This window comes from Herbaspirillum sp. alder98, from assembly GCF_020179755.1.
In the GTDB taxonomy this organism is placed as follows: Bacteria; Pseudomonadota; Gammaproteobacteria; order Burkholderiales; family Burkholderiaceae_D; genus Herbaspirillum.
On record NZ_JAIUCY010000001.1, the window covers coordinates 1,059,639 to 1,081,741 of the forward strand.

A 22,103-nucleotide genomic window follows, 5' to 3' on the forward strand; every position below is an offset into this window, starting at 1 on the left:
CCAGGCGACTTAGAACTTGCCGCGCAGGCTCAGCGTAGCGTTGCGCGGGTCCCCGTAGAAGTTACCCCAACCCGGCGCGCCCACGGTCTGGTAATAACGTTTGTCGAACAGGTTGGCCACGTTCAAAGCCAGCGACCAGTTGCGATCGACCTGGTAGCCCACGCGCGCCGACCAGACCGCATAAGAATTCTGCCTCAGGGTGATGAGGCCGGTGGTGCGCGAATTCGAGGTCTGATAATTCACGCCGCCACCGACGCTCCAGGCTTGCAGATCGCCCGGCAGGCGATAGTCGGACCAGACCCGCAGCATGTGCTTGGGCGTATAGGTGCTCGAGTAATCGACGTTGGTCTTGGTGGTGTCGTCCAGGTAACGCTGGTTGCTGAAGGTATAGCCTGCCGCGACCTGCAAGCCCCGCGCCAGTTCGCCATTGATCTCGGCGTCCAGCCCGCGGCTGCGCACGGCACCACGTGAAATATAACAATAGGTGCTGGCGCGGCAGGGATTGACCAGGTCTTGCTCGGCCATGTTGTTCTGGTCATAGCGATAGACCGCCACCGATGCGTTGAGGCGGCCATCGAACAGCTCACCCTTGATACCTGCTTCATAATTCTTGCCAGTCACCGGCGCCAGCAATGTGCCGTCGGCCGTGCGCTGGCTTTGCGGATTGAAGGTATCGGCATAACTGACATAGGCCGACCACTGCGGCGTCAACTTGTAAATCAGGCCGCCATAGGGCGTGCTGACCGCACTCTCCTTGTAAGGATCCTGGCTCGACGTGCCGGTGACGCGACTCTGGGCGCTCATGTCGTACCAGCTAATGCGATTGCCCAGCACCAGCGTCAGCGGCTCGCTCAACGAGAAACGCAGCACGCCGTAGGCGCCGCTCTGCTTCATCTTGACCAGGCTGTTGTCGCTGCGGTAGGCCGATCCGATGATCTGGGCATTGGCGGGTTCGGCCAGCGGGCCAGGATTGAAGACGTTGGTGGTCACGCCCAGCATCGACAGGTAATAGACGCTGTCGCTCTTCATCTCGCTATAGCTGGCGCCAAGGTTGATGCCATGGCGACGGCCAAACAGGTCGAACTTGCCATCGACCGACACATCCAGGCTCTTGTTCTCGGTTTCCAGGTCGAACAAGCCTGCATACATCGCGGTGCCGTTGAGCAGCACCGGATCGATGGCGCCGCTGGGGAAGGCATACTTGATATCGTTGGTCTCGCGCGTCAGGTTGGCCGTTACCTTGGCCGACCAGTCGGCGCTGAACTTGTGCTGCAACTCGGCGAAGGTGGCCGTCTGCTGGCCGTGCCAGCGGTTCCAGTCGGCGGCCAGCGACGTCGAGCGCGGCAGGCCGATATCGTTGCCGTTGCTGTAACGCGGCAAACCCTGGAAGGAAGGCAGCGCGCGCAAGGTCTCCACCGAGAGCCCGGCAGTCAGCCGCGTCTGCGGTGAGAAGTCGTATTCCATAACGCCATACAGCACGCCGGTTTCGCGCTTGGCCTTGTCGTAGAAATAATCACGATCGTTATAGCCTGCCACCACCCGGCCACGCAGGCTGCCCTCTTCGTTGAGCGGCCCGCTGGCGTCGATCATGCCGCGCCGGTTGTTCCAGCTGCCCACGCTGGCCATGACTTCGAGCTGCTTGTCGGCGGTGGGCCGCTTGCGCACCATGTTGATGGCAGCGCCAGGATTGCCCGCCCCCTGCAACAGGCCAGTGGCGCCGCGCACGATCTCGACCCGGTCCAGCGTAGTGCTGGCGCTGGTGAAGTTATTCGCCTGGGGATAATAAAAAGCGCGCTGCACGCCATCGAATTGGTAAGTGTCGACCCGGAAGCCCCGCGAGAACACATAGCGCCCGCCCATCGGGCTGTCGTACATCGTAATGCCGGTGCTGTTGGCCAGCACGTCATCGATGCTGTTCAAATTCTGGTCGTCCATCTGCTGGCGCGTGACCACCGTCACGGACTGGGGAATATCCTTGAGCGCATGCAGGCCCTTGCCCACCGTGACCACCTTGGCGGCATAGGACCCACTACCTTGGGTAACGGCACTCGGCTCGCCCGATGCTGCCACGGTGACCAGCGGCAAGGCAGCGCCCTGCTGACCTACCGTTACTACGCGACGCACGGTAAAGTCGGCATCGTTGTGCCGGACCGCTTCCAGCCCGGTACCGTTGAGCAAGGCCGAAAAACCTGCGGCCACGGCGTAATTGCCACTCAGGCCGGGCGAATCGATGCCATCCACCAGGCCCGGATCGAACGACAGCGCCACGCCGGCCTGCCCCGCAAAACGCGAGAGTACGGCAGACAGGCTGCCGCCGCTGATCTGATACAGACGCACGCTCTCACGGCTGGTTGGCGGCTGGATCTGCGCATGAGCGGTCTCGGGCAGCAGCGCCATGCCGGCCAGCGAAACGAAGGCAGCCTGCACCACCAGCGCCATGGGTTTTCTGGATAAACGCGCAGTGCGCTGCTGGTGGTGCTGAGCCGGACGGCGGCCGCGGCGCTGGTCGGCCCGCGAGAACTGAGAAGATGCCAAGATAGTGCCCCTGATGAAAATGGATGGTGTTATTTGTTGCTTCCATCAGGTAAGCCGGACGAACACGCAAAAGAGGAAAAAAATAATCAAATAAGTTTTCAGGCGATCGCAGGTGCTCGCTCAGGCTGCCCCCACCCGCACCCACCATCGGGTAAGAAAAGTCACCCGCAGCGGGAAAGAACGCACTAATACCGCCAGCGCGCGGTCGGTATCGGTCACCGGAAAAGCGCCCGAGACGCGAATATCGGCCACCGCCGGGTCGCACTGCATGTGGCCGTTGCGATACCGCGCCAATTCGGCAATGACCTCGCCCAGCCGCCAGTCATTGACCACCAGGCTGCCGCTGGTCCAGTCGTCCTGGGCCTCGCCCGACGTCACGGCAAAACTGCGCTCGCCGTTGAATGCCATGCGCTGGCCGCCGGTCACTACCTGGCGCTGGCCGGGGCTGCGCTGCGGCGTGACCTCCACGGCCTGGTCGATGACCGCCACCTCGCTGCGATCGTCGAAACGACGCACCGTAAAGCGGGTGCCCAGCGCACGCACCTGGCCGTCACGGGTCATCACCGATAACGGACGAGCGTCGGCGCCGGCGGCGCTGCCACGATGGGACGACGTTTCCACCAGGATTTCACCGGCATGCAGTCGTATCAGGCGCTGGCGTTCATCGAACACCACATCGACTGCGCTATCGGTGTTGAGTATCAGAAGGGAGCCATCGGCCAGCATGATGCGCCGCTGCTCGCCTACCCGGCTGCGATAATCGGCCAGCCAGATGGCCGGCGTCATTGCGCCGCTCACATAGAACTGGTAACTGGCGACGCCGGTCGCGCCTACCGCCAGCACGGCAATCGCGCCGCGCAAGGCGCGCCTGCGTTCGCGGGAGGCGACCTCCAGCGTGCCCGCTGCGACCTTGACCGGCATGCCCTCGAACGACAGGCGCAGCGCTTCGAAGCGCGCCCAGGCTTGCTGGTTGTCGGCATGCGCGTCGCGCCATTGCTGCAGCGCCTGGATATCTGCCTGGCTGGCCTCGCCCGAGCACAGGTGCACGTACCAGCGCACCGCTTCTTTCTTGACCAGTTCAGGGTTACGCATGTCGGATGCTGGCGCCAGGGTAGTCATGCGGCCAATGTGTAGCAATGCGCCAGTGCCGTGGTCATGTAGTTGCCCACGGTGCGCTTGGTGACGTCGAGTCGCGCAGCGATCTCGACATAGGTCAGACCTTCGAGTTGCGACATCAGAAAGGCGCGACGCACGATCGGCTTCATGCCATCCAGCATGGCATCGATGCGGCACAGGGTTTCGAGCAGGATGGCGCGGGTTTCAGGTGACGGGATGTGTTCTTCGGGCAGCGTAGCGATGGTATCGAGGTAGGCCCGCTCGAGCCGACGATGACGGAAGAAATCGACCACCAGGCCCTGAGCGATGGTTGCGAGGTAAGAACGCGGTTCACGCAGGTCTTGTTCGACGCGCCGACCTAACAGGCGCACGAAGGTATCCTGGGCGATGTCGGTGGCATCGCAGTCGCTGCCCAGCTTGCCGCGCAACCACCCGACCAGCCAGCCATGATGGCTGACATAGAGGCGGCCCACCTGTTCCACGGCGGTCGAATGGTGTGTGCTCATGTGCTTGGTTCCTGCCCGTGCCGCATTTAGTGAATGCAATCAAGAATTATTCTCAATTATAGATCGTGTTCACTCAACCTGACAAACGGGCGCTGTCTGCGCCATGCCGCGAGCGGGTATACTGCCGTTCTAATCGACAACCTGCACATCATGTCCCAGCCGCCAGAGCCTTTGTTTCCCGATGACGCCGTCAGCGGCATCGACACCCTGCCCACCCCACGTGCCTGGATCGTGCTGCAGAACGCGCACGAGGTTGAAACCTGGATCGAAACTTATAACCGCGAACTGCAGGCTGTGGTCTGGCGCAACAAGCTCAATACGGTCAATGCCGGCCAAGGGATCTGCTTTGCGCTGGAACTAGGCGGTGACATCTATCTGCACACCACGCCCGAAGGAGAAGTGCTGCTGGATGTCAGCGAAGAAGCATCGTGGGTCAATCCGGTCGTCAGCGCCGCCACCGGCGTGGCGCCACCGGCGGGCAGCGTCTGGGTGCTGCCGCACGACACGCTGACGCAACTGGTGCTGGGGCTGTCGGGCCTGATTGCGACGAGCTGCTTCGTGCTGAGGCACGAATTCAGGCTCGGCAAGAGCAACCGCATTCGTCTCTGATATCACAAGGAATAACCAATGAATGAACGCATCCTGGTCGTGGTTGGCGCCGTCAACATGTTCATCGCCGTGTGCTGCGGCGCCTTCGGTGCCCACGGCCTGAAGAAGATGCTGTCCGAAGACCTGCTGGCAGTCTGGCACACGGCCGTCACCTATCAGGTGATGCACGCGCTGGGCATGATCGCCGTGGCGCTGCTGATGCCAAAGTTCGGCGGCGCCGGCCTGACCTGGGCCGGCAACCTGATGCTGGCCGGCATCGTCATCTTCAGCGGCAGTCTTTATCTGCTGGCCCTGACAGGCACCCGCATCCTGGGTGCGATCACGCCGATCGGCGGAGTCGCATTCCTGGCGGCGTGGGTGTTGGTGGCCTGGGCCGCTTATAAGGGAATGAACTGAATGTCGGGCTGCACGACCTGGATCACGTTATAAGCCATCCGTCATCCCGTCGCAGGCCGGGACCCAGTGACGTCAGGGATGCTTCGACTTCCGCTGCAAGTCGCTGGGTCCTGACTTTCGTCAGGACGACGGTGCACTGGATGACCGGGATCAGGTTATAAGCCATCCGTCGTCCCGGCGCAGGCCGGGACCCAGTAACGTCAGGGATGCTTCGACGTCCGCAGCAAGCCGCTGGGTCCTGACTTTCGTCAGGACGACGGTGCATTGGACGACCTTGATCACGTTATAAGCCATCCGTCGTCCCGGCGCAGGCCGGGACCCAGTGACGTCAGGGATGCGTCGACTTCCGTTGCAAGTCGCTGGGTCCTGACTTTCGTCAGCATGACGGGAGCTATCAGTTATTCGTCGTACCGGCACAAACTGTCATTTAGTGACACCGTGCCACTTCATGCCGCAGCCCCATCCAGCGCCGCCTTCACCAGTGCATCGATCTCGCCGGTAATGCTCGACAGCACACCCGCCACGACCGAAAATTCCCGCCCGGCCTGCCCCGAGCGCGCCGCGACGATGCGCGCATTGAAGGCCACCATCTTGGCTTCGCGGGCGATGGTCTCGATATCGGTCATGATGCCGCGCAACTGATTGCGCATCAATCGCGCATGTTTTTTCGACTGTTCCTCGTAAATCGCGGTGATCTGGTTCAATACCGCCAGCAACGGCGTGGTCTGCCCCACCAATTCTTCCAGCAGGGCTGGTGCGCTCTTGAGGCCGTCTTCGACGGCATTGAGCGTGCGTCCGGCCAATTCGCTAAAGGCCACGATCCGCGCGTCGCCTCCGGCATGACCAAAATAAACCTCTTCCAGCTCAGGGCAGAACACCCCCGGCAAGTCCGCCGATCGTTTCAACAAGGCCGCATGGGCGCCGCGAAACAGGCCCAGCGCCTCGCGCGCAATGGCGACCGCGCCAGCGTCGCCGCGCGCGCCCAGCACCGCATACAGCACCAGGCGCTGCGAGGTGAAGCGACGCCGCCCCGACAAGTTGATCAATGCGCCGAAAACCTCCCCTGACAGCGGGACGATATCGGCCTCCTCTGGCGTGATGAGATCGGGCTCCATGTGTACGCTTTCGTGGTTCAGGCCGCTTCGCGCGCCGGATGAGCCTGCTTGCGATAGAGAAATTCCAGCACCGCAGTACGATATTCGGAATACTGCGCGTCCTGCGCCAGGCTGACGCGATCCCGCGGGCGCGCCAGCTTGACTTCGACGATCTCGCCGATGGTCGCCGCCGGGCCGTTGGTCATCATCACGATGCGGTCCGACAGCAGCACCGCCTCGTCCACGTCGTGGGTGACCATCACCACGGTCGACTCGGTCTTGGCGACGATCTTGAGCAACTCGTCCTGCAGGTGCGCGCGGGTCAGGGCATCGAGCGCCCCGAACGGTTCATCCATCAGCAGCACCTTGGGTTCCATCGCCAGCGCCCGGGCAATGCCGACGCGCTGCTTCATGCCGCCCGAGATTTCGTTAGGACGCTTGGCCTCTGCCGCCGACAGGCCCACCAGCGCCAGCGCGGCGCGGGTGCGATCGCGCAACTGGGTACGATCCTCGCTGCCGCCGAAGACGCGTTCCACGCCCAGGTAAATGTTTTCGTGGCAGGTCAGCCAGGGCAGCAACGAGTGGTTCTGGAACACGACCGCCCGTTCCGGCGAGGGGCCGCCGATCTCGCGGTTGGCGCACAGCAGCACGCCAGCGCTGGGCCGGGTGAGGCCCGCAATCAGGTTGAGCAAGGTCGACTTGCCGCAACCGGAGTGACCGATCAGGGTCACGAACTCGCCCTTGGCGACCGTCAGGTTGATGTCGCGCAGCGCGTGAAAACTGCCCTTCTTGGTATGGAACACCATTTCCACACCACCGATGTCGATGAACTTGCCGTTGATGTTGTCCATGATGCCCTCTCAGTTACTGACCTGTTCATAGGTGAAGGCACGGGCCAACGCGACCAGCGCCTGTTCCAGCAGTAATCCGACCACGCCGATGACGACGATGGCGATGATGATGTGCGGCACGTTGAGGTTGTTCCATTCGTCCCAGACCCAGAAGCCGATACCGACGCCGCCGGTCAGCATCTCGGCCGCCACGATCACCAGCCAGGCGGTGCCGATCGACAGCCGCACACCGGTCAACATGTAGGGCAATACCGAGGGAAACAGGATCTTGGTCAGGATCTTCCATTCCGACAGGTTCAGCACCCGCGCCACGTTCATGTAGTCCTGCGGCACGCGCTGCACGCCCACCGCGGTGTTGATGATCATCGGCCAGATCGAGCAGATGAAGATCGACCAGATCGCCGCCGGATTGGCCGACTTGAACACCAGCAGGCCGATCGGCAACCAGGCCAGTGGCGACACCGGCTTGAGCAGGCTGATGATGGGACCGAACATGGCCGACAGGAACTGCACCCGACCAATCGCAAAGCCCAGAGGAATGCCGACCAGCGCCGCCAGCCCGAAGCCGACGCCGACCCGCTGCAGCGAAGCCAGCACGTTCCAGCCGATGCCCTGGTCGTTGGGACTATTCCGATAGAACGGGTCGGAGAACATGCTGATGGCTTCCTTGAGCGTCACTAGCGGGGTCGGGAAACTGCTGTTCTTGAGCGCGATGATCTGCCATACCAGCACTAACAGCATCAACCCCGCCAGCGGCGGCACCACCCGCATGAACACACCGTTGCCAACGATGCGACGACGCGCCTTGCTCCAGGCTCCCGGCGCCGCCTGCATCACCCGCGCCTCATTGGCGGCTTCGCTGCGCGACGCGGCGGTGGCTGGCTCTGCGGCGGGCTTGGCGTTGTCGCCCATGACCTTCTCCATGACTGCACTCATTGTGATTCCCCTTGCCTCACAGCTTCATTGGCGGCATCGGCCGCGGCACCCGACGATCAGACTTTTATCTTGAAGGACTGGGCATAGGCCGCGGGGTTCTTGCCGTCCCAGACGGTGCCATCCATCAGTTTCGAGGTGCGCATGACGTCCTTCGGCACCGGTGTCTTGGTCATCGCCGCAGCGTCCTTGAAGAGGTCGATCTGGTTGACCGACTTGGCCACCGCCAGGTAGTCGGGATCGCTCTTGAGCAAGCCCCAGCGACGATGCTGGGTCATGAACCACATGCCGTCCGACAGGAACGGGAAGTTGACCTGGCCATCCTCGTAGAACTTCATGTAGTTAGGGTCATCCCAGGTCTTGCCGAGGCCGTTCTGGTAACGCCCCAGGATGCGCTGGTCGATCACGTCCTTGCTGGTGTTGACGTAGGACTTGTCGGCGATCACTTCGGCCATCTTGTTCTTGTTGGTCAGCGAGGCGTCGATCCACTTGCTGGCGTCGAGGATGGCAGCCATCATCGCGCGACAGGTGTTAGGGTATTTCTTGACGAATTCGAGCGAGCTGCCCAGCACCTTCTCGGGGTGATCCTTCCAGATATCCTGGGTGGTGGTGGCGGTGATGCCGACGCCGTCGACGATGGCGCGATGGCCCCACGGTTCGCCCACGCAGAAGCCATCCATGTTGCCGACTCGCATGTTGGCCACCATCTGCGGCGGCGGCACCGTGATGACCTTGGCATCCTTCATCGGGTTGATGCCGTTGGCGGCCAGCCAGTAATACAACCACATGGCGTGGGTGCCGGTGGGGAAGGTCTGGGCGAAGGTGTATTCGCGCTTGTCGGTCTGCATCAGCTTGGCCAGCGAGGCGCCATCGACGGCGCCCTTGTCGGCCAGTTTCTTGGACAGCGTGATGGCCTGGCCGTTATGGTTCAGCCCCATCAATACCGCCATGTCCTTTTTCTGGCCGCCGATGCCCAGTTGCACGCCATAGATCAGGCCGTACAGCACGTGCGCCGCGTCCAGTTCGCCATTGGTCAGCTTGTCGCGCACGCCGGCCCACGAGGCTTCCTTGCTGGGCACGATCTTGATGCCGTATTTCTTGTCGAATCCGAGCACCGAGGCCATCACCACCGAAGCACAATCGGTCAGGGGAATGAAGCCGATCTTGACCTCTTCCTTCTCGGGCTTGTCCGAGCCGGCCGCCCACACACCGCCAGTGGCCAGGCCCATCATGCTGGCGCCCGCCGCGATGCCTGCGGTATGAATGATCTTGCGACGGGTACCGTCGACTTCGGCGGCTGCATCTTTTCCGACCGGTCCGTTTTCTGTCTGTTGCATGGATTGCATGGCACTCTTCCCCCTGGCGAATCGACGAAACTGCAAAAACAAAAAAGGCATCTCCAGGCATGAATTGCTTCATGCCGGAAGACGCCTTTGTCTTGGACGGGGCAACCGCCGTTGGCCGCCCCTGTGCGCACTCGTTGCGCGATACCCCTGCTTGAGCAAAGAGCGTGCCAAGCTCGTCCTGCCCACGCAGCAAACGCTCTTTTACCTATGAAGATCGGGCCGGGGCGAAGCGACGGGGGAAGGCAAGTGACAGCTCACTGACGGCTCGGGATGCCAACAAAACGGGCAGGCGCACGCACTCCATTTGTGCCTTGCACCAAACTGGCGGATGAAGATGGGAGAAAGAAAATGGGGGGAAGCCCCCGCCACCGGGCGTTATCAACCCAGCAAGTCCTCGGCGTCCAGCAGGCGCTGCGCCACGTCGGACAACTTGAGGTTGCGGTTCATGGCCATGCTGCGCAGTTTTTGGTAGGCCTGCTCCTCGGAGAGTCCCTTGCGCGCCATCAAGACGCCCTTGGCGCGCTCGACCAGCTTGCGTTCGGCCAGCTTGCTGCGGGTGTCGGACAGTTCATCGAGCAGTTTCTGCTCTTGCCGAAAGCGCACCATGGCCACGTCCAGCACGGGCTTGACGCGCTCGGAGTGCAGCCCCGCCACGATATAGGCGGTAACGCCGGCGGCCATCGCGGCCTCCATGCTGGAGGTGTTGTCGTCTTCGGTAAACATCACGATCGGGCGGCGCTCGTCGCGGGTGGCGATGACGATATGCTCCAGCACGTCGCGGGCGTCGGACTCTGCTTCGATGATGATCATGTCGGGTTGCAGGGCGGCGATGCGGTCCGGCAGCGTCAGGTCGGCCGGCAATGCAGCGACGATGTTATAGCCGGCATCGAGCAAGCCGGTGCGCAAGGCTTCGGCGCGTTGCTCGGCCTGGGCATGCGCCAGCTCGTCATGGTCTTCTTCCAGATGCGGCACGGAATTGACGATGACGATGCGTAACGTGCGGGCGCCACTCTGCGCCGGCGATGTCGATGGGCGATCGGACTTCATGGAATTCATAGAAGGGCGAACTGGCTCTCGGCTCTTTCAAGACAACACTGACAAATCTAACGCTGATCGGCTTTTTGGCTAACGGCGCTGCTTGCGCTGCGCCGTAGCATCCGGCGGACGGCCGGAATGGTACCTCATCGCAGCCCGGAAAACATGGCTCGCATTTAAAAACCGCTCTCCATCGGCGCTCAGGAGCGGCCATTCGGTACGGATAAAGCAAATTCCACACCATTCACCCCTTGCCCAAAACGCCCGCCCGCGCGCCCTTGACCGACACTTCCCGCTCCCCTTTTCCTACAGGAAATTGGGAATGGCGCTGATCCTCGCAATCCGCTGAGCCAGCCTAATATGCATCAGCTTCGCAATGAAGCCGCACCTTCAAGGCGGCGTCATTGAACAGCAATCATAACCGGGTGGACCATCATCGACATGCACGGAGAGCCGAACAAATGAATCGTACGTCCCTTTTTTCCACGCGCCTTTCCCGCCAATCCAGCCACAGCCGCGCGAAGCAGTCGCGCACGCTGGGCTGGCTGTCGGGTGCGGTGGTGCTGGGCCTGGCATCGGGCGCGGCACATGCCGAACCTTCGCCGGCACTGGACCGTTTGAGCCTGTCGGTCGGCGGCTACTACGTGGATCCGACGTTCAATATCAAGGGAAATACACGCTACGGCTCGGCCGAGACCGGCGACATCGAACGTAATCGCACCACGTTGCCGCGCGTCCGTGCGGAGCTGCTGATCGGCGACAGCCAAGGGCTGGCGTTCGATTACTTCCGTTATCGCAACGACTATACCTACACCACCCAGCGCAGCTTCAACGTCGGCGGCACCCCGGCCATCCTGTCGGGTGCGGCGACCGCCAACCTTGAAGTGGACTTTGCCTCATTGGCTTATAAATGGTGGATCGGCAGCGGCAACGACGTCTTCGGCCTCGGCCTGGGCGCCGGCTACTATCGCGCCCACTACGACGTCCAGGCCAATGGCGTCTTCAACGGCAGCGCCGGCTCCCTGAGCGAAAGCCGCACCGAGAAGACCTTTGCCCCCTTGCTATCGCTGGGCTGGAAACATGCCTTCAACAAGGATCTGCGCATCTACGCCGAGGCCTCGGGCGTGAAAAAGAACTGGGGCACCGTGACCGGCCATATCTATGGCGCTGCACTGGGCGTGGAATGGTACCCGTTGAAGAATATCGGGGTGGGCGCCGACTACGGCATCACCCGCATTCACATCAACCGTGACGGTGGCAGCACCCAAGCCAATTTCGACGTAAAACTGACCGGTCCTTCGGCATTCGTGAAGGTAAGGTTCTAACCCGGCCGGCGGCATCGCAAACCGACCATTTCAATAAAAAGGAGAACGACCATGACCCTCGGCACCATTCTACTGATTGTCATCATCTTGATTCTGCTGGGCGTGCTGCCAGCATGGCCGCACAGCCGCGGCTGGGGTTATGGCCCCAGCGGTATTGCAGGTACCATTGTGATCATCCTGCTGATCCTGCTTTTGCTGGGCAAGTTATAGCCTGATAAGATGCTCGCAGTCAACGCGGGGCATAGCGTTAGCGCGCTATGCCCCGCGTTGCCTTTTGATGGCGTCTTTCCAACCTGGAAATGACCCGGCCCGTCCCCTTCGGAGGTGAGCACATGAACAAGAAGATTCTCGCTACAGGTTTCCTGTTATTGAATGCGTTGGCCAATGGAGCAATGGCTGCGCCCGAAGACGTCACTACCGCTGATCCCAGCCGCTGGTTCAAGGCAGAAGACACGCCGCAGGGCCGTTATGGCAACCATCTCATCGAGGCACGGGCGGCCCATGCGCAAGCGCTCCAGGAGTGCAAGACCGTGGCGCGCAACGAAGTCCGTCGGTGTCGCAAAGAAGCGCACGACGCAATGAAGGAAGACAAGGCACGCGCCAAGCGCATCCTGGAACATGCCCAGAGCAACGAATGAAGCATCAGTCCTGACAGCTTGCTGAGCGTGCACATGAAAAAAGAGGCATCCGCCATAGGGCGATGCCTCTTTTTTCTAATGCGTTGTTGTTGCCGACTCGGCCAGTCATGCTGGCCGAAAACCAATCATCTCAGCGCCCCACCTGGTTACCGATGACGCCACCGACTGCCGCACCGCCTGCGGTACCGATGCCGCTACCACCGGTCAACACTGCACCGCCTACTGCGCCGACGCCCGCGCCGATTGCCGTATTCTTGTCACGCTGCGACATATTGCTACAGCCGGTGACGGCCGAGAACGCCAGAATGGCGATAGACGTCATAGCAACTTTTTGAATTGTTTTCATGACAGCACCTCATTGGTTGGTTTGAATTAGCACTGAATTATTGATGGGCTCAGGTCATCGGCCGCATCACGATTACTGGTCGGGCATGCTGTGAAGGCCGACGAATTTCGGGCGCATCATCACGCATTCCATGGCGATAGGAAGCAGAGCAGCTATTGCGATGACGCTCATTGCCGACCACGATCACCGCCCGGCGCAAGCCCTTGGCGCGTTTTACCGTGGCCATATCCATATATCGAAACTTGACTTCATTGTTGGCCGAAGGCGCAATGGGCACACCGTTGAGAGGAACGTGCCGATCGCTTGGCTCAACTGGCCGGGGCAGAGTGGATGCAACAGAAGAATCGGAGCTCGAGTCGTCCGGCACCGTCGTGGCATATGCCGCGACAGATCCCAACAGACACGGCATCGCAGCCAAGAGGCAAATTGCAGATAATGTTTTTTTCATATTTCCCTCCCTGAGGGCCTGCCAATGTCCACTATGGCATCGGAAAAGCACCTGCCGTTTCACCTGGCCCTAAAAAGTTCCCGGGGCAGTATTGCGGCAGCGCAGCTATGATCGGCGAAACGGGCAACGACCGGCATCAGCCTATTCCGATTCTCTTGTAGGAATTCACCTACGCCAGCACCGACTTGCCGCGCCGGATCGTCAGATCCGGCGCGGCAGAGACTTAGTGCTTCAAGGCTTCCTTGGCGTCGCCGTAGGTCTTTTGCACGTTGCCTTCGACCTGCTTGGAAGCGCCCTTGACCTGTTGGGTCTGGTTACCTGTGAGCTCACCGGTCTTTTGCTGAACCTTACCGGCGGCTTCCTTGATGGTGCCCTTGACTTGATCCTTGTTCATGATCGCTCCTCATAGAAGTTGAAAAATGAAGATGTCGGCCAATGCCTCCTGCGACCCTGACTGACATCTACGTCGTGTCCTGAATGGTTTGCGACGATGAATCCATGATAGGGACGCGCTCTTCCGGGCGACATCAGAATGAGGCGCTTTCGGGCGTAGGAGAAACCGGAAAAGAGTGCCGGACAAGCCCGGCATCGTCGTAGGACAGGCGCAGCCCTGGCGGGCTGCGCGCGATCAGGCAGGAATCAGTGATCCGCGGCGGCGGTCGCCGGACGGATCGGCAGGCTGACGGTGATCAGGGCACCGCTGCCGGGCGTGGAGCGAATATCGACCTCGCCGCCAAAATAGGTGGCGCGCTCGCGCAGGCCGCGCAGGCCATAGGTCTTGTGATTGTCGCGACGATCTTCTGAAATGCCCACGCCGTCATCGCGCACGGTCAGGGCCACATGGTCTTCATCGACGTCCAGGATCACATCGACCTTGCTGGCCTTGGCATGCTTGCTGACGTTGTTGAGCATCTCCTGCAGCATGCGGTAGATGGCGATTTCCATCTCATGTCCGACCGCGACGTCCTCGTCGGGCAGGCTGGCACGACAGGCGATGCCGGTGCGCTCCTGCAATTCGTCGAGTTGTTCGGTGATGGCCGCCTTGAGACCGAATAGATCCAATGTGTTAGGACGCAACTCGGTCTGGATCCGGCGCGTGGTCGCCACCAGCGACTTCATCAGCGCTTGCATGCGGGCCTTGCGATCGATCCATTTTTCGTCCGCGGGCAGCACCTGGTACACGCCTTCGAGATGCATCGATATGGCCGTGAGCGACGCCCCCATGTTGTCGTGCAGCTCGCGGGCGATAGCACGCTTTTCTTCTTCCCGCACCGTTTCCAGATGATTGGTCAGCTCGCGCAGCAATGCGGTACGCTGCACCACCATTTTTTCCAGCTGGCTTTCGCGCTGGCGGAGGATGTCCTCGGCCTGCTTGCGCTCGCTGATGTCGGTACTGATGCCGATGACGCCCTGCACGCTGCCGTCCTTGCCGAACCAGGGCACCTTGGCAGTCTGGAAGGTCACCACGCCTTCGGGCAGATGGATGCTCTGCTCAAGCTTTTCCGGCTTGCCCGATGCCATCACGCGACGGTCGTCCTGATCGATCTTCTCGGCCTCCTCCGGCACCAGAAACAATTCGCGGCTGGCGCGGTACATGGTCTCTTCCCAGGTCTTGCCGAGCTTGCCCAGGGTCGCCGGGTTGGCGAAAATCATCAGGCCCTGGCGGTTCTTGACGAAGATCGGATCGCTGGTGCTTTCGCTCACCGCATTGAGCAAGGCGCTGGTCTCTGCCAGCTTCTGGGCATTGCGGGTGCGTTCGCCATACTCGCTATCGAGCCGGCTGGCCGAACCCCAGAAGATGAAGACGATGATCACGCCATTGATCAGGGTCAGTGTCGGCAGCAACAGTTCCGGCACGATCCAGCCATTTGTCATGCCCCAGTTGAGCAACAGGCTGAAGGCCAGCAACAGCAACAAGGTCTGCGGCAGCAGGCGGCGCAGCATCTGGCCGCCCGGGGCGATGCGCATGATCACCGCCATCAGGGCGTGCCCCGGGCGCGCCATCAGCAGCGCCGCCCCCAGTAACGCAAAGACGGCGCACGACAACCAGGGCACCGGCAAATAGAAGTCGAGGTACAGGAATTGATTGACGCCGTAGATATAGCCCACCAGCGGGATGGCATTCAATCCCAATAGCGCGAAACAGAGATACTCGGCCGGATAATAACCGCCCAACAGGCGCCAGTCGTGCAGCAACAGCGCCAGCGCCACGGCAATGAAGGCGATCGCCAGCAGCGGCGGAATCACCAGCGACGAGACCGGATGGGCGGCGTCGACCGGAATCCACCCCAACGCATACAGGCCGCCGTGGGTCAACGTCGCCGCCCCGAGCGCCAACAGCACCACCGCCAGCAGCCGGACCAACCAGCGCAAGCGGGGATTGGGCTGGCCGGCGATCATGCCCTGCAGGTAGAGAGCGCCGCCGGCAAGGATGAAGCCGATGGCAGTGACCGGCCCCACCGCCAGCAGGTCGGCCAGCAACGGACGGTAGGCGTCTTCCATGAATGAGGCGATCAGTACGACCACCCCGAACAGGATCACCACCATGGCCATTCCCATGGCAATGGTCACCATGTTGCTGTTATTCGACTGGGATGTGGCGAAGTGCTCGGAAGAGCCGGTATTCTGGGTATCGAAGGCGGAGGAACGGCCCCCGCCGGTTTGGTTTCGCATCGTCGGGAATCCCCTGCTTTTTTTATCGGGACTGCCAGGCGGTCCCAGACCTGCCTGTTAGTCCCATGTTGATGTCTACCGAAGCCAGGATGCCCTCGCCTGACAGGAAACGCATCACAACACGGATCACATGCCGCCCGGCTGAGCAGGAATCGGCGGCGTACTGGCCGGAGTGTAGGTGCGCACGCCCAGTTTCTCACGGGCCAGCCGCTCAAGCAGGTCGCACAGCAACGGCAGTTCGGAAGACTTATCGAAGAAATGGGCCACGCCGCACTGCTGGCCGGCCTTGCGATAGGTCGGGCTGACGTGATTGCTGAACACGACCTTGATCTCGTCCGCGCGCCGCACATGCGCACGGTCAAGCGACTGCAGCAAGCTCATGCCATTGCCTTGCTTGAGCTGGATATCGAGCACCAGCACATCATAGGCATGATGTTCCAGGTGCTGCAGCGCCTCACGCTCGGTTTCGGCGTGGCCGGCCAATGAAACACCATCGATCTCGACCAGGCTTTCCACGATCAGCTCACGCACGTCTGCAGAATCTTCCACCAGGAAGATCCGCAAGGGCGCCTCGGCGCCGTCAGCGCTGCGAGCCCACGTGTTGAGAATGTCGTCCATGATCTGCCATGCCCGTTACCTGGCCTAAGCTGTTTCCTGCCATGTCTTGACAGGAATGCGCCAGGATTAGTCGATCAGATTATTCTTGATCGCGTAGTAAATGATGTCCGCATTGTTGGTCATGCTCATCTTCTGCAATACGCGTGAGCGATAGGTGCTCACGGTCTTCACCGACAGGCACAATTCATCGGCGATCTGGGTCACGCCCTGGCCCTGGCCCAGCTTGTAGAAGATTTCGTATTCGCGCTGCGACAGCGTTTCGTGCAGCGGCTTTTCGGAATCGACCGGTTCGCTGGTCAGTAACTCGGCCACGCCGTAGCTGATGTATTTGTGCCCGCGCAGGATGGTATTTATCGCATTGACCAATTCGGTGGCCAGCGCCTCTTTCTGAACATAACCGCTGGCGCCGCTGCGCAGCACCTGCACCGCATAACGGCTTTCAGGGTGCATGCTCAGCATCAACACCGGGAGTTCCGGTTTTTCACGCTTGATCTGCTTCAACACTTCCACGCCACTCTTGTCGGGCATGGCGATGTCTAACAGAACGATATCCCAATCCTGGGTCCGCACCAGGCGGATTGCTTCTTCAGCGGTGCTTGCCTCGCCACCGATTTCCATCGACGGAATTTCCGAGATGAAATGGTGCACACCGGCCCGTACGACCGCATGGTCATCGACTACAAGTATTTTTGTCATAGTAATTGAGCGGTGATAAAGATGCCGCGGCGCTGCGTCGCATTGCCTGGCGGATCACACACGCCGACGCCGCATTGAGCATCGACGATATTCCTGCTGCCTCGACGCTGCCATCTTCGGCGGCGCCACTCCGGAAATGCCTGGGGCAATGGCCACTAACTATACCTTACTGCACCTATGCTGTCTGCTTCCAGAATGCACCAGGACATCTCTGATGCGCTCTGGGAGCGGATAAACGCAAACCGGGCCGGATCACAAGGACCCGGACCGGTTGCGCTCGCATTAACCTATTACTGTTTCAGTCGCAGGTCGTTACGCACCGATTGCACGCCCTTCACGCCACGGGCCAGTTCGGTAGCGCGCGAAGCCGAGGTGGCGTTCGACACGAAACCGGACAGCTGGACCACGCCCTTGTAAGTTTCGACGTTGATTTCCGACGACTTCAGGTTGGCTTCGTTGAAGATGGCAGCCTTCACTTTGGTGGTGATGACGGCATCATCGACGTACTCGCCAGTGCCTTCCTTGCCTGGGCTGGAAGCGCAGCCGACCAGCGAGACCATGAACAGGGCCAGGAAGAAACCGAGGAAACGCTTGGTCAGGGACATTTTAGTCAAACTCATGATGCTCTCCTATCGAGGAATGATGATTCAAGGGTGATCACTGCGGGGGTAGCCGGCGCAACCTGCGCACGGCCCCTCAAGACTATTTTTTATTTGGCAATGGATTACTTGCCGAACTTGACCTTGGCATCGGCCACGCACTTATCCTTGGCGTCACCGCTCAGTGCATCGCATTTTTCCTTGGCGACGTCATAGTTGGCGTCGTTCTTGTCCTTGCGTGCTTCCTTGTTGTTATCTGTGTTCTTGCGCTTGGCCTTGGCATCGGCGATAGCCGACTCGTGGGCAGCCTTGGCTTCCTTCTGGCAGACATCCTTCTCATTGCCCGACAACGGGCCACACTTCTTCTTGGCAGCCTTGAAGTCGCTGTCGGCCTGGGCGGTATCGGCCTTGTACTGGGACTTGACCGGATCGGCAGCGAAGGCGCCACCGTGCAGGCCGATGGAGGCTACGCCGAAAACCATGGTTGCGATAAGTTTTTTCATTGTCATGTTCCTTTGTTGTTGATATTTATCAGTGGTAATACGTAAATCATCATCGGCGACGATGCCGCCGGGCCCAGCCGATCACTGGCGCCAGTCTTCGTTACGCTTTTCGAAGGCGCTGATCTGCTTTTCGGCTTCATCCTTGTTGACGCCATAGGCTTCCTGGATACGACCGGCCAACTGATCGCGCTTGCCGGCGATCACGTCCAGATCGTCATCGGTCAACTTGCCCCATTGTTCCTTGGCCTTGCCCTTGAATTGCTTCCAGTTGCCTTCAACGATGTCCCAGTTCATGGTGGTCTCCTCAAGTGATTGATGAAAAAAGGTAGCTCTCGGGCTGCCTGCAGTACGTTAAAAATTTAGAGATCGAGCAGGTCCGTCATGTCATCGGCGTGCTCTTCTTCCTGCGCCATGATCTGCACCAGCATGTGGCGGGTGGTCGGATCGTTGTCGCCGATGCGTTCAATCATCTGGCGATAAGCTTCGATGGCCACGCGCTCTGCAATCAGGTTGGCCTTGATCATGTCCTTGATACTGTCGGACTGGTCATATTCGGCATGGCTGCGATCGGACAGCGTACGGGGATTGAAGTCCGGCTCGCCATTCAATTGCACGATACGTTCGGCAATCTTGTCAGCGTGGCTTTGCTCTTCCTGCGCGTGCTGCAGGAATTCGGCCTTGATCGGTTCGTTTTCCAGGCCCTTGGCGGTGTAGTAATGGCGCTTGTAACGCAGCACGCACAGCAATTCGGTCGCCAGCGCATCATTGAGCATGGCGATGACTTCCTTGCGATTGCCGCGATAGCCATCGGTCACGGCGCCTTCATCCAGCTTGCGCGCAGCGGCGCGCAAGGCTTCCTTATCGATATGAAACGGCTTTTGCTGCTGTACCGTGGTTGGCGGTGGATTCTTGGTCATGGTCATTCCTTTCTCCGATTTCGTTACTAACGCGCCAGTCAATGCCGACGCTTGGCTAGATTTCAGACAGGCACTCAATAGTGGTCGCTGCTGCGGCCCACTGCCAGTCCGACCAACAGGCCGACGCCAGCCGAGATCGCGATGGCGCGCCACGGATTCGCCTGCACGTAATCGTCGGTGCCGGACACCAGTTCGCGGCCGCTTTGCACCACCGCTGTCTGCGCACTCTGGGCAACGTTCAATGCCTGGTTAAGGACATCCTGCCCCTTGGCGCGCAGTTCATCGGCTTTCTTGCCAGTGGCTTCAGTGGCCTCGGCAAACAGATCCTGCGCCTGCTGCAGCAGATCCTGCACGTCGCTGCGGACGGTCTTGAATTTGTTAGCCTGCATGCTTGTTCTCCATGTTCGTTTCGGGGTACGTCAACAATGATCGACGGACCATCACATCAGGTACTGCAACAACACCAGCGTCACCACCGGCACACCTAACAACCAGCCGAGCACCAGCTTGTCCATGACCGTCTCCTCGATAACGTTGCGGTCGACTTGGCGACCGTTGATCCGATCTCACGGCTCATAAGCTTTGATCGGTGCCGTTAGTCGCGGTGCTTGGTGTTCCAGGTCCGCGATTGCGTATTCGTAAGATACTTTCCTGCCGTTGCGCTTTCTATAGGTGCCAGACCGATTACCTTGTAGGACAAGCACGCTGCAGAAATCTTCACCATCAATGCGCCGCCCTTACATCGACACGCGGCGCTGACGCAGCGAACGCCTGATCAGGTCTTGCGCCTCTCCCACTGCATGCTTGATGCGCCCCTGAGTCTGGCGTTGCGTCGCCGAACGCTGCATCTCGGCATGGCCGATCAACATGGCGAGCTTTTCCTGCACTTTGCCAACGACGACTTGGGCCTGGCCTGCAATCATGTTTCTGTTCATGAAAAAGCTCCTGGAGTTAGGTGGGACCTCAGACACAACAAGCATTGCAACATGGGAAAAATAGTAGCAATCCACGGCAGAGTTGCCCTATAGGACGCCCGCCAATTGCTTTGTAGGACAAGCACCAATCGCTTACTGGATAAGGGTTTTCGCGAGTTTCTTGTTTTCCCGCATGGGGCACCGGGCAGCACGATTCCTACACCGGCTTGGGCAGTCGTCCGATGGCGCATAAGCCATGCCGCTCCTAACATGGCATTACTGGAAGCGGGGTCGAACTGGACGATGGTTCATCTCCGCCTCCTCCTGAAAAGCGATGTGTACTAACGAAAAAAGGAGAACATCATGGGCAAGTATTTTCTGGCATGGATTTGCGGCGTTCCAGCCTTTGTACTGGTTCTCGTGTACCTGTTTGTCCACTGATTCGGCGCTGTCCAGGCCGGCCTGAAAGGAGAATGTCATGACCAACGACCACCTGATTTCCACCCTCAATGATCTGATCCAGATTTCCAAGGACGGCGAAAAAGGTTTTCGCGCCTGCGCCGATGATGCGCAGGAACGTTATGTGAATTACAAGGAAATGTTCATGAACCGCGCCACCGCATGCGCGCAGACAGTATTGGACCTGCAGGATCTGGTGCACCGGCTGGGCGGCGAGCCCACCAATCACAGTACCTTGGGCGGTACGCTGCATCGGCAGTGGGTCAATTTGAAGTCGGCCATTACCGGCCGGGATGACGACGCGATCCTGTCGGAGTGCGAACGTGGGGAAGATGCGGCCGTACATGCTTACCGCAAGGCGCTGTCACAGGACTTGCCCGACGATATACGCCTGGTCATCGAACGCCAGTATCAGGGCGTATTGGCCAATCACGATCAGGTACGGGCACTGCGCAACATGGCCCGCGCGAAGAAGGCTGCCTGATATGTTGACTTGAAAACACGCCGCTGGGTCCTGACTTGCGTCAGGACGACGAGATACTTATATCTACCTCGTCGTCCCGGCGCAGGCCGGGACCCAGCGACTTTAGTCTTTACTTCGTAAGTTCGGGTTACCCCTCACCCAGATAAGCCGCCTTCACCCGAGGATCATCGAGCAAGTCGGCCGCACGGCCTTCGATGGTGATCAGTCCGGATTCCATCACATACCCCCGATGCGCGGCCTGCAGCGCCAGCTTGGCGTTCTGCTCCACCAGCAGGATCGTGATGCCTTGCGCCGACACATTGCGAATCACCTCGAAGATCTTCTCCACCATGATCGGCGACAGGCCCATCGACGGTTCATCCAGCAACAGCAACCGGGGATGACTCATCAAGGCCCGTGCCATCGCCAGCATCTGCTGCTCGCCACCCGAGAGCGTGCCCGCCATCTGCGCCGCGCGTTCCTTCAAGCGCGGAAACACCTCGAACCAGCGGTCGATATCGGCCTGGATCTGCCCACGGTCGTTGCTCGTGAAGGCGCCCATCAACAGGTTTTCCTGGATGCTCATGCGGGTAAAGACGCCCCGCCCTTCCGGCACCATCGCCAGCTTGTCCTTCACCAACTCGAACGACTTCTTGCCCTTCAAGGGCTGGCCCTGATAAGTGATGTGACCATCGACGTTGCAGTCCGGCAAGGTACCGGTAATGGCTTTCAGGGTGGTGGTCTTGCCGGCGCCGTTGGCCCCGATCAAGGTCACCAGTTCGCCCTCGTTGACTTCCAGGCTGATGCCCTTGACCGCCTTGATGCCGCCATAGGCCACGTTCAGCTGGTCGACTTTCAAAATATTCGTTGTCATCTTAATGTCCTGCTCCCAGATACGCTTCGATCACCGCAGGATTCTTTTGCACCTCCGCCGGCACGCCCTCGGCAATCGGCTTGCCATAGTCCAGCACCGTGATCCGGTTGCACAGGCCCATCATCAATTTGACGTCGTGCTCGATCAGCAGGATGGTTTTACCTTCGGCCTGGATCTTGACCAGCAATTCTCTGAGTCCCAGTTTTTCG

General features: G+C 60.1%; 27 protein-coding genes and 1 pseudogene. 6 read left to right on the forward strand and 22 right to left on the reverse strand.

Features of this window, described 5'->3' with window-relative positions; translation table 11 throughout:
* Positions 1-9 precede the first annotated feature (9 nt).
* The 3 genes from LBW87_RS04845 to LBW87_RS04855 all read right to left on the reverse strand — a co-directional run bounded on the left by LBW87_RS04845 (position 10) and on the right by LBW87_RS04855 (position 4,157).
* Entirely contained in the window at positions 10-2,535 is a 2,526-nt protein-coding gene (locus tag LBW87_RS04845; protein ID WP_225200286.1) for a TonB-dependent siderophore receptor, read from the reverse strand.
* A 120-nt stretch (positions 2,536-2,655) separates the two neighbouring features.
* Complete coding sequence (locus LBW87_RS04850; protein ID WP_225200287.1) at positions 2,656-3,627, reverse strand: FecR domain-containing protein; 972 nt, start codon at positions 3,625-3,627, stop codon at positions 2,656-2,658.
* A 23-nt stretch (positions 3,628-3,650) separates the two neighbouring features.
* Positions 3,651-4,157: a sigma-70 family RNA polymerase sigma factor gene (locus LBW87_RS04855; protein ID WP_225200288.1), complete on the reverse strand. Its 507-nt coding sequence runs from the start codon at positions 4,155-4,157 to the stop codon at positions 3,651-3,653.
* 150 nt (positions 4,158-4,307) lie between these two features.
* Here LBW87_RS04855 and LBW87_RS04860 point away from each other — a divergent pair, with 150 nt between their 5' ends.
* Both LBW87_RS04860 and LBW87_RS04865 read left to right on the forward strand, forming a co-directional pair.
* Positions 4,308-4,766 carry a hypothetical protein gene (locus LBW87_RS04860; protein WP_265112846.1) on the forward strand — a complete coding sequence of 153 codons (459 nt, stop codon included), beginning with the start codon at positions 4,308-4,310 and terminating at the stop codon, positions 4,764-4,766.
* Between the two features lie 18 nt (positions 4,767-4,784).
* Complete coding sequence (locus LBW87_RS04865; RefSeq protein WP_225200289.1) at positions 4,785-5,162, forward strand: DUF423 domain-containing protein; 378 nt, start codon at positions 4,785-4,787, stop codon at positions 5,160-5,162.
* 446 nt (positions 5,163-5,608) lie between these two features.
* Here the strand turns inward: LBW87_RS04865 and LBW87_RS04870 are convergent, their stop codons facing one another.
* The 5 genes from LBW87_RS04870 to LBW87_RS04890 form a co-directional block, all read right to left on the reverse strand.
* Positions 5,609-6,277, reverse strand: coding sequence for a methyl-accepting chemotaxis protein (locus tag LBW87_RS04870; RefSeq protein ID WP_225200290.1), 669 nt, complete (start codon positions 6,275-6,277; stop codon positions 5,609-5,611).
* Positions 6,278-6,294: 17 nt separating this feature from the next.
* Positions 6,295-7,107 carry an ABC transporter ATP-binding protein gene (locus tag LBW87_RS04875; RefSeq protein WP_225200291.1) on the reverse strand — a complete coding sequence of 271 codons (813 nt, stop codon included), beginning with the start codon at positions 7,105-7,107 and terminating at the stop codon, positions 6,295-6,297.
* A gap of 9 nt (positions 7,108-7,116) precedes the next feature.
* Positions 7,117-8,043 carry a nitrate ABC transporter permease gene (gene ntrB / locus LBW87_RS04880; RefSeq protein ID WP_225200292.1) on the reverse strand — a complete coding sequence of 309 codons (927 nt, stop codon included), beginning with the start codon at positions 8,041-8,043 and terminating at the stop codon, positions 7,117-7,119.
* Between the two features lie 56 nt (positions 8,044-8,099).
* A complete protein-coding gene (locus tag LBW87_RS04885) occupies positions 8,100-9,386 on the reverse strand; it encodes a CmpA/NrtA family ABC transporter substrate-binding protein (protein ID WP_413927611.1) in 1,287 nt (428 codons plus the stop codon).
* A gap of 378 nt (positions 9,387-9,764) precedes the next feature.
* A complete protein-coding gene (locus LBW87_RS04890) occupies positions 9,765-10,433 on the reverse strand; it encodes an ANTAR domain-containing response regulator (protein WP_225200293.1) in 669 nt (222 codons plus the stop codon).
* Between the two features lie 449 nt (positions 10,434-10,882).
* Between LBW87_RS04890 and LBW87_RS04895 the strand changes: the two genes are divergently transcribed.
* The 3 genes from LBW87_RS04895 to LBW87_RS04905 all read left to right on the forward strand — a co-directional run bounded on the left by LBW87_RS04895 (position 10,883) and on the right by LBW87_RS04905 (position 12,384).
* The gene (locus tag LBW87_RS04895; RefSeq protein ID WP_225200294.1) at positions 10,883-11,746 is read left to right on the forward strand and encodes a hypothetical protein; all 864 of its coding nucleotides are present in this window, start codon (positions 10,883-10,885) and stop codon (positions 11,744-11,746) included.
* A 51-nt stretch (positions 11,747-11,797) separates the two neighbouring features.
* Positions 11,798-11,956: a DUF3309 family protein gene (locus LBW87_RS04900; RefSeq protein ID WP_225200295.1), complete on the forward strand. Its 159-nt coding sequence runs from the start codon at positions 11,798-11,800 to the stop codon at positions 11,954-11,956.
* Between the two features lie 122 nt (positions 11,957-12,078).
* On the forward strand, positions 12,079-12,384 hold the full coding sequence (locus LBW87_RS04905) for a hypothetical protein (RefSeq protein ID WP_225200296.1): 306 nt from the start codon (positions 12,079-12,081) through the stop codon (positions 12,382-12,384).
* A gap of 130 nt (positions 12,385-12,514) precedes the next feature.
* On the opposite strand, the gene LBW87_RS04910 is transcribed toward LBW87_RS04905, so the two are convergent.
* The 12 genes from LBW87_RS04910 to LBW87_RS04965 all read right to left on the reverse strand — a co-directional run bounded on the left by LBW87_RS04910 (position 12,515) and on the right by LBW87_RS04965 (position 20,119).
* Positions 12,515-12,730, reverse strand: a complete 216-nt coding sequence (locus tag LBW87_RS04910) for a glycine zipper 2TM domain-containing protein (protein ID WP_225200297.1) — start codon at positions 12,728-12,730, stop codon at positions 12,515-12,517.
* Positions 12,731-12,779: 49 nt separating this feature from the next.
* A complete protein-coding gene (locus LBW87_RS04915) occupies positions 12,780-13,178 on the reverse strand; it encodes a hypothetical protein (RefSeq protein WP_225200298.1) in 399 nt (132 codons plus the stop codon).
* Positions 13,179-13,401: 223 nt separating this feature from the next.
* The gene (locus LBW87_RS04920; RefSeq protein WP_225200299.1) at positions 13,402-13,572 is read right to left on the reverse strand and encodes a CsbD family protein; all 171 of its coding nucleotides are present in this window, start codon (positions 13,570-13,572) and stop codon (positions 13,402-13,404) included.
* 245 nt (positions 13,573-13,817) lie between these two features.
* The gene (locus tag LBW87_RS04925; protein ID WP_225200300.1) at positions 13,818-15,851 is read right to left on the reverse strand and encodes a PAS domain-containing protein; all 2,034 of its coding nucleotides are present in this window, start codon (positions 15,849-15,851) and stop codon (positions 13,818-13,820) included.
* A gap of 126 nt (positions 15,852-15,977) precedes the next feature.
* Entirely contained in the window at positions 15,978-16,469 is a 492-nt protein-coding gene (locus tag LBW87_RS04930) for a response regulator (protein WP_225200301.1), read from the reverse strand.
* A gap of 66 nt (positions 16,470-16,535) precedes the next feature.
* Positions 16,536-17,165 carry a response regulator transcription factor gene (locus tag LBW87_RS04935; RefSeq protein ID WP_006464715.1) on the reverse strand — a complete coding sequence of 210 codons (630 nt, stop codon included), beginning with the start codon at positions 17,163-17,165 and terminating at the stop codon, positions 16,536-16,538.
* Positions 17,166-17,455: 290 nt separating this feature from the next.
* A complete protein-coding gene (locus LBW87_RS04940) occupies positions 17,456-17,785 on the reverse strand; it encodes a BON domain-containing protein (RefSeq protein WP_225200302.1) in 330 nt (109 codons plus the stop codon).
* A gap of 104 nt (positions 17,786-17,889) precedes the next feature.
* A complete protein-coding gene (locus LBW87_RS04945) occupies positions 17,890-18,267 on the reverse strand; it encodes a cell envelope biogenesis protein TolA (RefSeq protein ID WP_225200303.1) in 378 nt (125 codons plus the stop codon).
* An 81-nt stretch (positions 18,268-18,348) separates the two neighbouring features.
* On the reverse strand, positions 18,349-18,561 hold the full coding sequence (locus LBW87_RS04950; RefSeq protein ID WP_008116574.1) for a CsbD family protein: 213 nt from the start codon (positions 18,559-18,561) through the stop codon (positions 18,349-18,351).
* Positions 18,562-18,626: 65 nt separating this feature from the next.
* A complete protein-coding gene (locus tag LBW87_RS04955) occupies positions 18,627-19,190 on the reverse strand; it encodes a ferritin-like domain-containing protein (protein ID WP_225200304.1) in 564 nt (187 codons plus the stop codon).
* Between the two features lie 68 nt (positions 19,191-19,258).
* Positions 19,259-19,573: a DUF883 family protein gene (locus LBW87_RS04960; RefSeq protein ID WP_225200305.1), complete on the reverse strand. Its 315-nt coding sequence runs from the start codon at positions 19,571-19,573 to the stop codon at positions 19,259-19,261.
* Between the two features lie 348 nt (positions 19,574-19,921).
* Positions 19,922-20,119 carry a CsbD family protein gene (locus tag LBW87_RS04965; protein ID WP_225200306.1) on the reverse strand — a complete coding sequence of 66 codons (198 nt, stop codon included), beginning with the start codon at positions 20,117-20,119 and terminating at the stop codon, positions 19,922-19,924.
* A gap of 457 nt (positions 20,120-20,576) precedes the next feature.
* Here LBW87_RS04965 and LBW87_RS04970 point away from each other — a divergent pair, with 457 nt between their 5' ends.
* Positions 20,577-21,041 carry a PA2169 family four-helix-bundle protein gene (locus LBW87_RS04970; RefSeq protein ID WP_225200307.1) on the forward strand — a complete coding sequence of 155 codons (465 nt, stop codon included), beginning with the start codon at positions 20,577-20,579 and terminating at the stop codon, positions 21,039-21,041.
* A 127-nt stretch (positions 21,042-21,168) separates the two neighbouring features.
* Here LBW87_RS04970 and LBW87_RS04975 read toward each other — a convergent pair whose 3' ends face one another.
* Positions 21,169-21,894, reverse strand: a complete 726-nt coding sequence (locus LBW87_RS04975) for an ABC transporter ATP-binding protein (RefSeq protein ID WP_225200308.1) — start codon at positions 21,892-21,894, stop codon at positions 21,169-21,171.
* Between the two features lies 1 nt (position 21,895).
* Positions 21,896-22,103 (reverse strand): annotated as a pseudogene (locus tag LBW87_RS04980) (ABC transporter ATP-binding protein); the annotation flags it as partial.

Bases quoted from the DNA above. Each gene is read 5' to 3' on its own strand.
- LBW87_RS04850 (WP_225200287.1), bottom strand. From the start codon at position 3,627: ATGCGTAACCCTGAACTGGTCAAGAAAGAAGCGGTGCGCTGGTACGTG.
- LBW87_RS04855 (WP_225200288.1), bottom strand. From the start codon at position 4,157: ATGAGCACACACCATTCGACCGCCGTGGAACAGGTGGGCCGCCTCTAT.
- LBW87_RS04860 (WP_265112846.1), top strand. From the start codon at position 4,308: ATGTCCCAGCCGCCAGAGCCTTTGTTTCCCGATGACGCCGTCAGCGGC.
- LBW87_RS04865 (WP_225200289.1), top strand. From the start codon at position 4,785: ATGAATGAACGCATCCTGGTCGTGGTTGGCGCCGTCAACATGTTCATC.
- LBW87_RS04870 (WP_225200290.1), bottom strand. From the start codon at position 6,277: ATGGAGCCCGATCTCATCACGCCAGAGGAGGCCGATATCGTCCCGCTG.
- LBW87_RS04875 (WP_225200291.1), bottom strand. From the start codon at position 7,107: ATGGACAACATCAACGGCAAGTTCATCGACATCGGTGGTGTGGAAATG.
- ntrB (WP_225200292.1), bottom strand. From the start codon at position 8,043: ATGAGTGCAGTCATGGAGAAGGTCATGGGCGACAACGCCAAGCCCGCC.
- LBW87_RS04885 (WP_413927611.1), bottom strand. From the start codon at position 9,386: ATGCAATCCATGCAACAGACAGAAAACGGACCGGTCGGAAAAGATGCA.
- LBW87_RS04890 (WP_225200293.1), bottom strand. From the start codon at position 10,433: ATGAAGTCCGATCGCCCATCGACATCGCCGGCGCAGAGTGGCGCCCGC.
- LBW87_RS04895 (WP_225200294.1), top strand. From the start codon at position 10,883: ATGAATCGTACGTCCCTTTTTTCCACGCGCCTTTCCCGCCAATCCAGC.
- LBW87_RS04900 (WP_225200295.1), top strand. From the start codon at position 11,798: ATGACCCTCGGCACCATTCTACTGATTGTCATCATCTTGATTCTGCTG.
- LBW87_RS04905 (WP_225200296.1), top strand. From the start codon at position 12,079: ATGAACAAGAAGATTCTCGCTACAGGTTTCCTGTTATTGAATGCGTTG.
- LBW87_RS04910 (WP_225200297.1), bottom strand. From the start codon at position 12,730: ATGAAAACAATTCAAAAAGTTGCTATGACGTCTATCGCCATTCTGGCG.
- LBW87_RS04915 (WP_225200298.1), bottom strand. From the start codon at position 13,178: ATGAAAAAAACATTATCTGCAATTTGCCTCTTGGCTGCGATGCCGTGT.
- LBW87_RS04920 (WP_225200299.1), bottom strand. From the start codon at position 13,572: ATGAACAAGGATCAAGTCAAGGGCACCATCAAGGAAGCCGCCGGTAAG.
- LBW87_RS04925 (WP_225200300.1), bottom strand. From the start codon at position 15,851: ATGCGAAACCAAACCGGCGGGGGCCGTTCCTCCGCCTTCGATACCCAG.
- LBW87_RS04930 (WP_225200301.1), bottom strand. From the start codon at position 16,469: ATGGACGACATTCTCAACACGTGGGCTCGCAGCGCTGACGGCGCCGAG.
- LBW87_RS04935 (WP_006464715.1), bottom strand. From the start codon at position 17,165: ATGACAAAAATACTTGTAGTCGATGACCATGCGGTCGTACGGGCCGGT.
- LBW87_RS04940 (WP_225200302.1), bottom strand. From the start codon at position 17,785: ATGAGTTTGACTAAAATGTCCCTGACCAAGCGTTTCCTCGGTTTCTTC.
- LBW87_RS04945 (WP_225200303.1), bottom strand. From the start codon at position 18,267: ATGAAAAAACTTATCGCAACCATGGTTTTCGGCGTAGCCTCCATCGGC.
- LBW87_RS04950 (WP_008116574.1), bottom strand. From the start codon at position 18,561: ATGAACTGGGACATCGTTGAAGGCAACTGGAAGCAATTCAAGGGCAAG.
- LBW87_RS04955 (WP_225200304.1), bottom strand. From the start codon at position 19,190: ATGACCATGACCAAGAATCCACCGCCAACCACGGTACAGCAGCAAAAG.
- LBW87_RS04960 (WP_225200305.1), bottom strand. From the start codon at position 19,573: ATGCAGGCTAACAAATTCAAGACCGTCCGCAGCGACGTGCAGGATCTG.
- LBW87_RS04965 (WP_225200306.1), bottom strand. From the start codon at position 20,119: ATGAACAGAAACATGATTGCAGGCCAGGCCCAAGTCGTCGTTGGCAAA.
- LBW87_RS04970 (WP_225200307.1), top strand. From the start codon at position 20,577: ATGACCAACGACCACCTGATTTCCACCCTCAATGATCTGATCCAGATT.
- LBW87_RS04975 (WP_225200308.1), bottom strand. From the start codon at position 21,894: ATGACAACGAATATTTTGAAAGTCGACCAGCTGAACGTGGCCTATGGC.